We start from the raw sequence: 14,400 nt of genomic DNA on the forward strand, positions 1-14,400 counted from the left end.
CGATGAAACTGAATATAGCAGTACTTCCCGGAGACGGGATCGGACCAGAGATTTCCGTGCAAGGCGTGGAAGTAATGAGTGCCGTTTGTGAGAAATTTGGACATGAGGTTCACTATGAGTATGCCCTTTGTGGCGCTGACGCGATCGATAAGGTAGGCGATCCTTTCCCGGAGGAGACCTATCGGATTTGTAAGGATGCCGACGCTGTTCTTTTCTCGGCTGTGGGCGATCCTAAGTTTGATAATGATCCGACAGCGAAAGTACGCCCGGAGCAAGGTCTTTTGGCGATGCGTAAGAAGTTGGGCCTGTTCGCTAATATCCGTCCGGTGCAGACCTTCAAATGCCTATTGCATAAATCGCCGTTGCGTGCCGAATTGGTGGATGGCGCGGATTTCTTATGTATCCGTGAGTTGACCGGTGGTATGTATTTCGGTGAGAAATATCAAGACAACGATAAGGCATACGATACGAATATGTATACCCGCCCGGAAATCGAGCGTATCTTGAAAGTGGGCTTCGAGTATGCGATGAAACGGAATAAGCACCTGACGGTTGTTGACAAGGCGAACGTACTTGCCTCTTCCCGTCTATGGCGCCAGATCGCTCAAGAGATGGCTCCTAGCTATCCGGAAGTAACGACAGACTATATGTATGTGGACAACGCCGCTATGCGTATGATCCAAGAGCCGAAATTCTTCGACGTGATGGTAACCGAGAATACGTTTGGTGATATCTTGACGGATGAGGGTTCTTGCATCAGCGGCTCTATGGGCTTGCTGCCTTCCGCTTCAACCGGAGAGAGCACACCGGTTTTCGAGCCGATTCATGGCTCTTGGCCGCAGGCGAAAGGGCTGAATATTGCGAACCCCTTGGCGCAAATTCTTTCAGTAGCGATGTTATTCGAGTATTTCGACCTCAAAGAAGAGGGAGCCTTGATCCGTGAAGCCGTAGACGCTTCCCTCGACGCGAATGTCCGTACGCCGGAAATCCAAGTGGAAGGTGGAGCGAAATATGGAACGAAAGAAGTGGGTAGTTGGATTGTCAATTATATCATGGAAAAGTAGTATAAATGGGCCGATTTCGCACCAGTAGTGGCGCAGGCTCACACGTATAGTGGCATCGGCTCATGCGAGTAGTGGCGTAGGCCAATACCACTACTCGCGTGAGCCGATGCCACTATACGTATAAAAACAGCCTTAACGAGCCATCTTCATCAACTCGTCGATAGTCGTTTTATCATATCCCATATCCTCAGCTTTCTTGAAGTCTAAGGCGGCCGATGCCTTCTCATATTGGGCGAGTTTTACTTTGCCTCGCAATACATATAAAGCGGCTGTCGGAGTACTTTCCACGAAAACACGATTGATATCGGCCATAGCCCGGGCGTTCTTGCCCATCATGAAATATAGATCGGCACGGCCCTCGTATAAGATCCATTCACGGGGCATCTCGCTGATCAAGTAATTAAAGATGCGTTCGCTCTCATCGTAATTCCCCCGTAGCTTTTCGAGAATCGCGTGTCCCAGACGTCCTTTCACGGATTTCTCGTTTACTTCCAGTATCTTATCGAAATCCTGCTCGGCCAAAAGATAGTTCTTATGTTGCAAATGAAGCATTGCCCTGCAATATAACGCCTCTTGATGATGGGGATTCAAGATTAGCAGGGCGTTGTAATCGTTTGTCGCTTTTTCGATGTCACCTATTTCCGTATATAAACCGGCACGATTTTCCAATATAGCCTCATTATTCGGATGGCGGCTTAGGGCGGCGGTATAGGAGAGAAGGGCATCTTCCAGTTTCCCTTGCCTGCGCTGTATCGTCCCGAGGTTCATGAGCAAGGCGTAGTTATTGGGGTTGCCCGGTTCAAGGCGCATGGCGGCTCGTAGGCTCTCTTCGGCGGAGACTAAGTCGTTCTTGTCCAAGAAGTCAAAACTTTTCTCGACAAACTTCTCGTATGTCTGAGCGTGGCCATAGCCTATTGAAAGGAAAAGGGCGGCGAGTATCGCAAGGATTTTCATGCTGTCGTATTTAACGTGTTATTTGATTGATGCAAAGCTACGTAATTATTTCATGGTTTTACCAGATTAAAAAAACTTTATACCTTTGCTACATTTCATAATATTTTTGGAAGATCAGATTGTTATATAATTAATAGATTAACTAAAATAGAAGAGATATGGTATTATTAGCAGCTGTAGAAGCGAGTTCTAAATTAGAGGAAGCTATCAGATCCTTGGTTGAGCATGGCTCCCAATTGGGTTTTACGATTATTAAAGCCCTTATTGTCTTTTTGGTGGGACGATTGGTTATAAACTTACTAAATAAACTGGTTCGGAAGATATTGAGCAAACGGGATATCGATCCTTCTGTCAAGACTTTTGTGGGTAGTTTGGTGAATGTCAGTTTAACCATTTTATTGATTATTTCAGTCGTAGGGGCGTTAGGCGTTCAAACTACGTCGTTTGCCGCCTTGTTGGCTTCCGCCGGTGTCGCTGTCGGTATGGCATTGAGCGGTAACCTGTCAAACTTTGCCGGTGGATTGATCATCCTTCTTTTCAAGCCTTATAAGGTGGGTGATTATATCGAGGCGCAAGGTGTTGGTGGCACGGTAAAAGAAATACAAATGTTTCATACGGTATTGGGTACTCCGGACAATAAGATTATCTATATACCGAACGGCTCCTTGAGTAGTGGCGTTGTGACTAATTTCAGTAACCAGACGACTCGTCGTGTAGACTGGACTTTTGGCGTGGAATACGGAAGCGATTATGAGAAAGTAAAGCAAGTGATAGAGTCCGTATTAGCGAAGGATTCCCGCATCTTGTCTGAGCCGGCCGCTCCGTTTATCGCCTTGACAGCCTTGGCGGACAGCAGCGTAAACGTGGTGGTACGGGTTTGGGTAAACAGTTCCGACTATTGGGGTGTGTATTTCGATATTAACAAGAATATCTACGCAACCTTCAATGAAGTAGGTATCGATTTCCCGTTTCCGCAACTTACCGTACATCAAGCGAAGGATTGAAGTTCGTGATAATCTATGACTTGTCCTTAAAAGGAATCTCTTTGTTCAAAAATCTTTGAGTTTCGTTAGATGTGCGATTATTTTATAGATGGTTGAACAAAAAGATTTATCTTTGTGAATCGTAAATTAGAGGTTAGGCACAGAGTGTATACGATATTACGGGACTTTATTTTATTACTTTAGTATTTTTATTTGATTATATTTGAGTAGAATGATTTAAGGCTCATCCTTATAGATTAAGGGTGGGCCTCGTTTTTATAGCGATGTGTAGAGATTCCACATTTTCGTGGGGAAATTTTCTACACTCCACGGTTTATTCCACATTTAGGCAACCACATGATTAGTTCTTTACTTTAAGTTAATTATCGGATTTACAACTTATTATTCTCTTTCTGTTTTTCAGGGTGAGTTTTGGCACGGAGATTGCACCTTAGTGTGCGAATTTATGATGTAAGAGAAAAAAGGTTTAGGTATTTAGGTTTTTAAGGTATGAAAAAGATTGTTTATGGGGTTATTGTCGCTTTATGTGGCTTATTGATTGCCCCTAATGTAGAAGCGCAAGCCGGGATGACCGGTAGTGTTAAGGAAATAGTGGTACAGGATGAATTTTATCCGATCGACGTGACTGATATGCCCCAAATATTGTGCGATGCGGTAAATACTTCCTATGAAGGATGTATGGTGAAATCAGTTGAGGTGTCGAATAATAGCACATTTGTGAAGTATAAGGTGGTATTAGTTACCAGAAATGGTAAGATATATAAGGTTTATTTCGATGACAGAGGTCATGTCGTTAAGGAACATGCTTATTTCGAGTAAGCCTGTGAAGATATTTATTGAGTAGATTAGATTTCCAGCCGTTTTGCCTGTGAAGGTGGAGCGGTTTTTCTCCAAAATATATAGTTTCATGATATTACTATATAAATACACTGTTTACATTTTTAGTAGTATAGTCGTCCTGTTCGTGAGAATAGGACGATTTTTGTTATAAGACGCTAAATCGATTGTTAATCTCATACCCCCTCAAAGCCTTTTCTAAACGACCCCTGTTTAGACTGTGATTAATAAATAAAATCTATTTGATTATGGACAAAAAATGTACTGTAGGGGTCCCGGTGCTTTTTTATAGGTAGGCCATTTGTATGGAGGGATTCTACTCCTCCAGTTTATTCTTTAGATAAGCGATCTTCTTTTCCGATTTCTCTTTCAAGGTGTTCATGCTCTTAATATCGCTTAATACGGTGGCAAGGTTGAAGGTGCTGACGATCGCTTTCTTGTCGGCGTCCGCCATATATATAATGTAAGGCTTGCCTCCCGTGTATTCCACTTTGATCCGTTCTTTCTCGTTATCGTAGATGAACTTGACGGCATCGACGCAGTGCTCCCCCTTGTAGGTCACTACCTCCGTGGTGCTTCCCATATCCTTGAAGCGGTAATTCAGTCCGCCGTCGTACGGGATGGAAGCGGTCTCGGCGAATTGGCCGTCTTTCAGGCTCAGCTTGATTCCCGTATGCTCGATGGGGCGTCCGCCGTAATATACGCTGGCCAGATACATCTCGCCCTCCTCGTTCACGCCGCAACGTACGTAACAACGTTGCACGTTGCGCTCGATCGTCTGCTGTCTCCAGATATAATTGCCGATTTCCTCGTAAACGGAATCCTTCTCGAAAGCGAAGCCTTTCTTCAACACCTCTACTTCCTCCAGCTTGATAGGGAGCAAGCTGTCGCAGAAAGCGATATTGCGCTCTGCCTCCTTTACTTCTACTTGGCGCATAAGCGTTAATCCCTGTTTCAGCACCTTTACTTCCTTGGGATAGAGGGTGCGGATACTGTCTATCTCGTTCTTCGCTCCGAAAAACTCGTTATTCTCGTACATGGCCTGGGCCTTATCCAAACGGGCTTGAGCCGCTTTCTCGTCTCCGTTACAGCCTGTTAAAATGGCGGCAATGAGCGTTATACAGATCGCTAACTTTTTCATATCTTTCTCGTTCAATGTATTTGATACCGCAAAAGTACATGAAATTTGATTATCTTTGCGCTCTTTATTGGATTTGGAATACATAAATATGTATATAAACGAGGAAGAGATAGTAAATCATATATCCGCGAAGCCTTTCCATTTGATATCGGAGGCGGCGGAAGAGCTAGGTGTTGAGGTATATGTAATAGGCGGATATGTGCGGGATATTTTCTTGAACCGCCCATCCAAGGATATCGATGTGGTAGCGGTTGGCAGCGGTATAGAGTTGGCCAAACGAGTGGCCAAGAAGATCGGGCGTGGCGCTTATCTTTCTGTCTTCAAGAATTTCGGGACGGCGCAGGTGAAAGCCGGCGATCTGGAGCTGGAATTCGTGGGGGCGAGGAAAGAATCCTACAGCCATGACAGCCGTAAGCCGATCGTGGAAGACGGCACCTTGGAGGATGACCAGAACCGCCGCGATTTCACGATCAACGCCTTGGCCCTTTGCCTGAATAAGGAGCGTTACGGAGAATTGGTCGATCCCTTCGGCGGGTTGGAGGATATGGACGAGCTTACGATCCGTACGCCTCTAGACCCGGATGTCACTTTCAGCGATGATCCGCTCCGGATGATGCGCGCGGTTCGTTTCGCCACTCAATTAGGTTTCTTTATCGATCCCGATACCTTCGACGCCATCATCCGCAACCGGGAGCGTATCTCCATCATCTCCAAGGAGCGTATCGTGGACGAGTTGAACAAGATCGTCCTCTCGCCAAAGCCCTCTATCGGTTTCGACTTGCTGGATAAATGCGGACTGTTGCCCTTGATCTTCCCCGAGCTTTGCGCCTTGAAGGGCGTGGAAACCAAGGAGGGGATCGGGCATAAGGATAATTTCGCCCATACCTTGATGGTGCTGGATCGTTTGAGCAAGACTTCTGATAATCTATGGCTGCGTTGGAGCGCCCTCTTCCACGATATCGCCAAGCCTGCCACGAAGCGTTTCGACCCTCGCTTGGGATGGACGTTCCATAATCATAATTTTATCGGCGAGCGGATGATCCCCGGTATTTTCAGGAAGATGAAACTCCCGATGAACGAGAAGATGAAGTACGTACAGAAGATGGTAAGCCTGCATATGCGTCCGATCGCCTTGTCGGACGATGAGGTGACGGATTCGGCGATCCGCCGTCTGCTGTTCGACGCGGGAGATGATATCGACGATTTGATGAAACTCTGTGAGGCCGATATCACGAGCAAGAACCCGGAGAAGGTTCGCCGTTTCTTGAACAATTTCCGTAAGGTGCGCGAGAAACTGGCCGATATAGAGGAAAAAGACCGTGTCCGTAACTTCCAGCCTCCGGTATCCGGCGAGGAGATTATGGAGACGTTTGGCTTGGCTCCCTCCAAGCCTGTCGGCGTGCTGAAAGAGGCGATCAAGAACGCCATCCTCGACGGCGTGATCCCGAACGAGTATGAGGCGGCCCGTCAATTCCTTATACAACGTGCGGAGAGGATGGGGCTGAAGCCGATTCTGTGATCCGGGTATAGTCACAAGGCACAGTCTTACAGTTGGCACAGTACTCTCTAGGAAGTACCGCGGTACTTCCTAGAGAGTACTGTAGTACTTCGTACAGAGTACTACGGTACTTCGTGCACAGGACGCTGTCTTAGGAATTTAGTCGCTCTACCGTTTTCACGCCGTTTACCGCCTTGATCTTTTTCGTCAGCAAGTTTAATGCGGTCGTATCTCTTACCGATACGGTGAAGTTCCCTTGGAATAATCCGTCCACGGAGTTGATATTCAACGAGCGAAGCGTGACGTTCGACTCCTTGCCGATCACGGAGGTGATGTTGGTGACGATCGCTATATCGTCTCGTCCGATCACCCGCAACGTAACCGTATAGCCGTTGTCTCCCTTGCCGCTCCATTTCGCGCGGATGATCCGGTAACCGAAGCGGCTGAACATCTCTTGGGCGTTAGGGCAATCCATGCGGTGTATCTTGATACCTTGCGTGGAGACGAAACCGAAAACCTCGTCGCCATAAATCGGGTTGCAGCATTTGGCGAGTTTATATTCGATGCCCGTCAGGTTCTTGTCGATCACCAGGACATCCTTGTTCGTCGATCTCTCCTCTGCCGGAGTTGTCGTCACGAATTCCTCAGCGCTACGTACCTCGGTGCGTTCGTTAGTCTCCGTTTCCTTGCGGAAGGCCTCCAGATATTCGTCGATCACTAGGTTGGGATCGAGGCGTTCCTCGGCGATCTCGATGTAGAAGTCCGTGACGGTCTTGAATCCTTTCTTCTTGATATAACGCATCATGGTCGGCTCGTCCATGTCGATCTTTCGGTTCTTGAAGCGGCGCTGCAACATCTCCTTGGCGAATTCCACGGCCTTCACGGTCTCCTCCTTCAAGGCCTGCTTGATCTTCACACGGGCCTTCGAGGTGACGACGAAGTTCAGCCAATCCCGCTTCGGGCTTTGCGCCGGCGACGTAATCACGGATACGCTATCGCCGTTGTTCAACACGTATTTGATCGGTACGTTCTTCCCGTTCACCTTAGCCGATACGCATTTGCTTCCCAGCTTCGTGTGGATGGCGAAGGCGAAATCGAGTACGGTCGCTCCTTTAGCCAGCTTGATAAGCTCGCCGGTAGGGGTGAAGACGTAGATCTCGTCCTTATATAAATCCATCTTGAAATCCTGCATCAAGTCAAGCGGATTATTTTCTTTAGACTCTAAGGCGGCACGTACGGTATTCAAGAACTCGTCTAGCCCGCTTTCCGCTTTCACGCCCTTGTATTTCCAATGCGCCGCCAGGCCCCGCTCGGCGATCTCATCCATCCGCTTCGTACGGATCTGCACCTCCACCCATTTATTTTGCGGCCCCATAACCGTGATATGCAAGCTCTCGTAACCGTTGGTCTTCGGGATGGAGATCCAGTCCTTCATACGCTTCGGGTTGGGCTGGTACATATCGGTGACAATGGAGTAAACTTGCCAGCATTCCGAGCGTTCCTTCTCCAGCGGCGTATCCAATACGATCCGGATAGCGAAAAGATCGTAGATACCCTCGAACTCCACCTGCTGCTTTTTCAGCTTGTTATTAATGGAATGTATGGATTTGGTACGTCCCTTGATATCGAACTTGAATCCCGCCGCTGCCAGCTTCCGCTTGATTGGGGCGATGAACTCGGCGATATAAGCGTCACGGGAGCGTTTCGTCTCATTCAGCTTCCGCTTGATGAAGTCATACTGTTTCCTGTCCGTGTATTTCAAGGAAAGGTCTTCCAGCTCGCTCTTGATCGTATATAAACCCAGTCGGTGAGCGAGTGGAGCGTATAAATAAGAGGCCTCGGTAGCCAGTCGGATACGATCATCCTCTTGTATCTGTTTACCCATGCGCATGAGGCAGAGGCGGTCGGCGATCATAAGCAAGATCACACGTACGTCCTCGGCAAACGAGAAAAGCAAATGATGGAAATTCTCCGAGTTGACGGCGGTGTTCCGGGCATACAGGTCGGAGGTCTTCAAGAGGCGACGGATGATCAAGGTCACGTCCGCCCCGAATTTCTGCTCCACTTCCTCTATCGTGATCGCTTTCTTCAATACGGGGCGGTATAATAGGAGAGCGATGACCGAGGTACGTTTCAAGCCAATCTCCAAAGTAGCGATCAAGGCCGTGTCGATATTTCGCAATAAACCGTTGATACCATTTTTATCCCTGCCGTAGCAATCGAGAGCGACAACCCGTTTCATCAGCTCCTTCATCTTCCTGATATCTTCCCGCTCGAGGAAAGAATAAAGGTTTCGTAACAAGAGCCTGTATTTGGAGAAGAACAGCTTCTTTTCTTCAGACGTAAAGAATCCAATTGTATCCATAGTTATATCATTTTTATTGCCCGATTGAGGACAGGCCGCAAAACATGCTGTAAAAATACTTTTTTCTATGGAATTTCAACACGTATCTTGCGGTTATTTTATACATTTGCGATACACATAGCGCATAAGTGCCCTGTGGCGTTACTGATGAGATTATTCACATTAAATACTATACTATGTTAAACGCGAACGATTTAGAACAGCTGAAAGCCAAAGGAATCAGCGAAAAACAGATTGAAGAGCAACTCGCTTGCTTCGTAAAAGGTTTCCCTTTCCTTGAGATAGCGGCCTCCGCTTCGGTAGAAAAAGGTATTATGGTAATATCTAAAGAGGAACAGGCCTCTTATATGGATGCTTGGGACGCTTATCTGGCTAAAAACAAGAAAATCGTAAAATTCGTACCTGCCTCCGGTGCCGCTAGCCGTATGTTTAAGAATCTGTACGAGTTCCTTTCGGCGGATTATAAGGAACCGACGAACGCTTTTGAGAAGAAGTTCTTTAGCGAGATCGAGAAATTCGCTTTCTATAAGGCTTTGGACAAGAAGTGCGTGGAGAATACAGGGAAAGATATTCCTGCGTTGGTAGCCTTGGGCGAGTACAAGGAGGTGGTATCCAATTTATTGGATCCGAAAGGCTTGAATTACGGGCAGCTGCCGAAAGGCTTGTTGCTTTTCCATAAATATGCCGATACGGTTCGTACGGCGATGGAAGAACATTTGGCCGAAGGTGCCATGTACGCCAAGAATAACGCCGGAGAGGTGAATATCCATTTCACGGTATCTCCGGAGCATCAGGCTTTATTCGAGCAATTGGTTGCCGATAAATCAGGCGAGTACGAGGAGAAGTTCTCCGTGAAATACGATGTCTCTTTCAGTATCCAGAAACCGAGTACTGATACGGTAGCGGCCGCTATGGATAACACTCCGTTCCGCGATAAGAATGATAAGTTGCTGTTCCGCCCGGGTGGACATGGAGCCTTGATCGAGAATTTGAACGATGTGGATGCCGACGTGGTATTTATCAAGAATATAGATAACGTGGTTCCGGATAGCTTCAAATGCTCTACGGTTATCTATAAGAAGGTGATCGCCGGTGTCTTGGTAACATTGCAGGAGAAAGCCTTCAGATATCTGGAACAGATCGAGACCGGTAAGTATACCCACGCCGAGGTAGAGGAGATGATCCATTTCTTGCAGGACGATTTGTGCATTAAGAATCCGGATACGAAATTACTGGAAGACGCTGAGTTAATCCTGTATATCAAGAGCAAACTGCTTCGCCCGTTGCGTGTATGCGGTATGGTGAAGAATGTCGGCGAGCCGGGCGGCGGTCCGTTCTTGGCGGAGAATCCGGATGGTACGGTTTCCTTGCAGGTGCTTGAAAGCTCCCAGATCGATATGAGCGATCCGGCTAAGAAGGCGATGTTTGAGAAGGGTACTCACTTTAATCCCGTGGATTTGGTTTGCGCCGTTAAGAATTATAAGGGAGAGAAATACAACTTGCCGGATTACGTGGATAAGAACACGGGCTTCATCTCTTATAAGAGCAAGGATGGCCGTGAATTGAAAGCGCTGGAATTGCCGGGCTTGTGGAACGGTGCCATGAGCGACTGGAACACGGTATTCGTAGAAGTCCCTATCGAGACATTCAACCCCGTGAAGACGGTGAACGATCTTTTGAGACCGGAGCATCAATAAATACCCAGTTGTAGAGACGGGGTACACCCCGTCTCTACAACTAGATCCTTAGATTTTCGGTAGCTCCCACGGTGCTCTGTATTCCTTGCACAGCAGCTTATCCGCCTCCGCGTCATGGAAACTCTTTCCATCCCAAGATAATTTTTTCCCGGTCCGATAAGCGATATTCCCCAATTGCGAGAACTTGGCGATATGCGCCCCGATCTCTACGCTGGCATTGCAATTCCGGTTCCGGCTCTTGATACATTCCAAATGATTCTTCGCATGCAAATTCAAGCCACCCTCTCCGTATGACTTCTTCAAGGGAACAGCCTCCATGCGGGCCTGTCCGTTTACTTTTTCCGGAATAACCTCCCAACCGCCACGATCAATCACCAAAGTACCGTTCTCGCCAACGAATCCTAGGCCATGATTTCGCCCGTAGGCCCCATCGTCGATACCGATCGCATGATCCCACATGACGGTGAAATTCTTGAATGTATAGACGGTTTGCAATAAGTCCGGGGTCTCGCAAGCATCATCCGGATAACCGAACTTGCCTCCGGAAGCCATGATAGATTCCGGTGCGGTGACGTTCATACCATATAATGCGTAATCCAATAGATGTACTCCCCAATCTGTCATCAAACCTCCCGCATAATCCCAGAACCAACGGAATGTGAAATGAAAACGGTTCCGATTGAACGGACGTTTCGGGGCCGGCCCCAGCCACATATCATAATCCACTCCGGCGGGAACCGCCTCATCCGGCTTGACGGGGATAGAGGGGCACCAACCTTGATAAGAGAATACACGTACGGTGCGTATCTTACCCAGCTGTCCGCTATGTACGAATTGCATGGCGTCTTGCCAGTGCGGATCGCTACGTTGCCATTGGCCTACTTGCACGACCCGGTTGTATTTCTGTGCCGCCCTTACCATGATGTTGCATTCCTCGATGCTATTTCCCAGCGGTTTCTCACAGTACACATCCTTCCCGGCTTGGCAAGCGGATACCATTTGCAGACAGTGCCAATGGTCGGGAGTACCTACGATTACGAGATCGATATCCTTGTTATCTATCAATTTACGCCAGTCTTTATACAAATGCTTCACTTTTTTCCCGGTGATCTTCTCGGTTTCTGCCGCCCGGTTATTCAATACGTTCTCGTCGATATCCGACAAGGCGATACATTCTACCTCCGGGTTACGGAGGAAAGCCTTTAAGTCCTCGAATCCCATACCGTTACATCCGATAAGCCCAATGCCTATCTTGTCGTTTGCGCCCACACCGGCATTCCCGGCTTTAATGAAAAAAGGACTGATGGAAAATCCGGCACCGAGCAAAGCGGTTTGCCGGAGGAAATCTCTTCGTGTTGTCATATGGTCTATACAGATTTAAGTATACGCGATATTAATGGAATTTTATGACAATCGCAAGGATATTAGGTATCAAAAAGTAGGATCAGGCCGAATAAAACATCCTTCCTCCATACTATAAACTCGTTTGTTGCCTATTCTCTTCTTTATTCGCCACCGCTGAACGATCGTTCGCCGCCATTGAATATATATTCGCTGCCGCCGAATGATCGTTCGCCGCTGCCGAACGAAGAATATAGGTATATCTGTTCGGGAATAATAGGGTTAGCCGGATAATTAGCAGATAAATGTGAAAGGTTTTCGTTCGAGATGTGCTACTTATCGCATAATCGATTATCTTTGTTCACTAGGAATGATGAGAAGGTGTGGTCTTTTTTTCAAGTATGAATTATAAAGATATTGAAGTATGAAGGTACAAAGTTTTGTTTTATGCTTTTTATTGACGCTACTCTCCGTCGCTTGTATCCGGGAGGAGGCGCCCAATGCGGAAGCGGATATCTTGTCGTGTACGGTAGATGGCGATATATTGAAAGCCGAGCCGGAGATCGAAAATGAGTCCGTGACGCTGACCGTGAAAAGTGACGCTGATATTACAAATCTAGCCCCGGCGTTTACTTTGACTCCCGGAGCTGCTATCAGACCGGCTAGTGGTTCCGCTTTTGATTTTACGACACCGAGAACCTATACGGTTACTTCCGAGGATGGCCACTGGACGAAGACCTATACGGTGCGTTGCATCGTTTCTGGCGTAAGCACGGAATATCATTTCGAGCATATAACGATGGAGCCGAAGAATGAGCGTTATCAGATATTCTATGATTTCACGTCGAATGGGGATTCGGTAACGTGGGCGAGTGGTAACGCCGGTTTTGGTTTGACGGGTGTGCCCAAGACACCGTTGGATTATCCCACCATGCAAGACGATAACGGATATGTCGGTAAATGCGCTAAGTTGGTGACCCGCGGCACGGGTAGTTTCGGTAGCGGATTCGGTATGCCTATCGCCGCGGGAAACCTTTTTATCGGTACGTTTGATTTGCTGAACGCTATTCCGGACGCAAGGAAAGGCACGAGGTTGGGACGTCCTTTCGATCATGTGCCGACTTACCTGAGTGGCTATTATAAATATAAAGCGGGAGAATCGTATAAAGTGAATGGCGAGGAGGTAAAAGGTAAGAAAGACCAATGTGATATCTATGCCATCTTCTATGAGACGGATGAGGATGTGAAATATTTGGATGGCTTCAACGGGTTGACAAGTCCGAACCTGATATCCGTTGCCCGGATCAGCGATCAGAAAGAAACGGATGAGTGGACGCGCTTCTATATCCCGTTCGTGGCTAAGCCTGGTAAGGTGATCGATAAGGATAAGCTGGCGAAGGGTGGTTATCAGTTATCCATAGTCTTCTCTTCGAGTTTGAAAGGCGATGTCTTCGAGGGAGCGGAAGGCAGCACGCTTTGGATCGATGAGGTTGAGATAATCCAGTCCGGTGAGAATTAAAAAAACAGAGGGTATGAAAAGATATATAGTATTAATAGGTATACTGTGTCTGTCGGGTGTCGTTACGTTGAAGGCGCAGCAGGAAAGAAACCAAGGAATAATCTGGTCTTCCCTCAGGGGATTGGAATATACGGTAAGAGCCGGGATCAATATTGGCGGAACCGCTCCGGTGCCATTGCCTCGTGAGATTCGTGCGATAGATAGTTACCGTCCTACGCTTTGCGTCTCTATAGAGGGCGATATCAAGAAATGGTTCGGCGAGAGCAAGGAGTGGGGTATGATGATCGGTTTCCGTCTGGAGAATAAAGGTATGGAGACGAAAGCGACGGTTAAGAATTACAGCATGGAGATCATTGGCTCCGGCGGCGAGAAGCTGAAAGGAAATTGGACTGGCGGCGTGCGTACGAAGGTGGAGAACTCTTATTTCTCGATCCCGGTCGTGGCTCTTTACCAATTAAATAACCGGGTGAGTTTCTCGGCGGGACCCTTTGTCTCGTTCGCTACAAACCGGAACTTCTCCGGCTACGTGTACGACGGTTATCTGCGTGAGATCAATCCTACCGGTACGAAGGTGGAGTTTTCCGGCGACAACCGTGCTTCCTATGACTTCTCGGATAACTTAAGAAAGTTCCAGTGGGGAGCTCAGATCGGTACGGAATGGAAAGCGTTTAAGCACCTTATCGTATACGCCGACTTGACATGGGGATTGAACGATATCTTCCAAAAGGATTTCGATACGATCACCTTCGGGATGTATCCGATCTATCTGAATGTAGGCTTCGGATATGCTTTTTAGAATTGATTTTAGTCAAAATAAGGCTATCTTTTAAAAGGTGGCCTTTTTTTATTAAAAGATTATTATGGAAATAAATTATTTTTTATAACTTTGGGGCAATAATTCTCAGACCAAGTTACATTTTATCTTCACTACTGTCCCATTAAAATCTGAAAAAGTTCTTTGAAATTATTGAAATATAGTT

11 protein-coding genes are annotated in these 14,400 nt (G+C 47.2%); 7 read left to right on the top strand and 4 right to left on the bottom strand.

The features are described 5' to 3' along the window. Positions 1-2: 2 nt before the first annotated feature. Positions 3-1,064 (top strand): 3-isopropylmalate dehydrogenase, encoded by a 1,062-nt coding sequence (gene leuB / locus E5342_RS13420; protein WP_122246814.1) that lies wholly within the window; start codon positions 3-5, stop codon positions 1,062-1,064. Positions 1,065-1,196: 132 nt separating this feature from the next. Here leuB and E5342_RS13425 read toward each other — a convergent pair whose 3' ends face one another. Further along, complete coding sequence (locus E5342_RS13425) at positions 1,197-2,018, bottom strand: tetratricopeptide repeat protein (RefSeq protein ID WP_122246813.1); 822 nt, start codon at positions 2,016-2,018, stop codon at positions 1,197-1,199. A 158-nt stretch (positions 2,019-2,176) separates the two neighbouring features. On the opposite strand from E5342_RS13425, the gene E5342_RS13430 reads away from it, so the two are divergent. Both E5342_RS13430 and E5342_RS13435 read left to right on the top strand, forming a co-directional pair. Beyond that, a complete protein-coding gene (locus E5342_RS13430) occupies positions 2,177-3,022 on the top strand; it encodes a mechanosensitive ion channel family protein (RefSeq protein WP_121735885.1) in 846 nt (281 codons plus the stop codon). A 489-nt stretch (positions 3,023-3,511) separates the two neighbouring features. Beyond that, positions 3,512-3,841 (top strand): hypothetical protein, encoded by a 330-nt coding sequence (locus E5342_RS13435; protein ID WP_135959556.1) that lies wholly within the window; start codon positions 3,512-3,514, stop codon positions 3,839-3,841. A 334-nt stretch (positions 3,842-4,175) separates the two neighbouring features. Here the strand turns inward: E5342_RS13435 and E5342_RS13440 are convergent, their stop codons facing one another. Continuing rightward, positions 4,176-5,000, bottom strand: coding sequence for a hypothetical protein (locus tag E5342_RS13440; RefSeq protein WP_121735936.1), 825 nt, complete (start codon positions 4,998-5,000; stop codon positions 4,176-4,178). Between the two features lie 88 nt (positions 5,001-5,088). On the opposite strand from E5342_RS13440, the gene E5342_RS13445 reads away from it, so the two are divergent. Continuing rightward, a complete protein-coding gene (locus E5342_RS13445; RefSeq protein ID WP_121735883.1) occupies positions 5,089-6,519 on the top strand; it encodes a CCA tRNA nucleotidyltransferase in 1,431 nt (476 codons plus the stop codon). A 130-nt stretch (positions 6,520-6,649) separates the two neighbouring features. Here E5342_RS13445 and E5342_RS13450 read toward each other — a convergent pair whose 3' ends face one another. Then, on the bottom strand, positions 6,650-8,863 hold the full coding sequence (locus tag E5342_RS13450; protein ID WP_121735882.1) for a RelA/SpoT family protein: 2,214 nt from the start codon (positions 8,861-8,863) through the stop codon (positions 6,650-6,652). A gap of 176 nt (positions 8,864-9,039) precedes the next feature. Between E5342_RS13450 and E5342_RS13455 the strand changes: the two genes are divergently transcribed. Continuing rightward, positions 9,040-10,560 (top strand): DUF4301 family protein, encoded by a 1,521-nt coding sequence (locus tag E5342_RS13455; RefSeq protein ID WP_135959557.1) that lies wholly within the window; start codon positions 9,040-9,042, stop codon positions 10,558-10,560. Positions 10,561-10,608: 48 nt separating this feature from the next. Here the strand turns inward: E5342_RS13455 and E5342_RS13460 are convergent, their stop codons facing one another. Further along, positions 10,609-11,922, bottom strand: coding sequence for a Gfo/Idh/MocA family protein (locus E5342_RS13460; protein ID WP_135959558.1), 1,314 nt, complete (start codon positions 11,920-11,922; stop codon positions 10,609-10,611). A 403-nt stretch (positions 11,923-12,325) separates the two neighbouring features. Between E5342_RS13460 and E5342_RS13465 the strand changes: the two genes are divergently transcribed. After that, positions 12,326-13,420, top strand: coding sequence for a PCMD domain-containing protein (locus tag E5342_RS13465; RefSeq protein WP_121735879.1), 1,095 nt, complete (start codon positions 12,326-12,328; stop codon positions 13,418-13,420). Positions 13,421-13,433: 13 nt separating this feature from the next. Further along, positions 13,434-14,216, top strand: a complete 783-nt coding sequence (locus tag E5342_RS13470; RefSeq protein WP_121735878.1) for a porin family protein — start codon at positions 13,434-13,436, stop codon at positions 14,214-14,216. Positions 14,217-14,400: the final 184 nt, after the last annotated feature.

The organism is Parabacteroides distasonis, assembly GCF_004793765.1.
Lineage (GTDB): Bacteria > Bacteroidota > Bacteroidia > Bacteroidales > Tannerellaceae > Parabacteroides > Parabacteroides distasonis_A.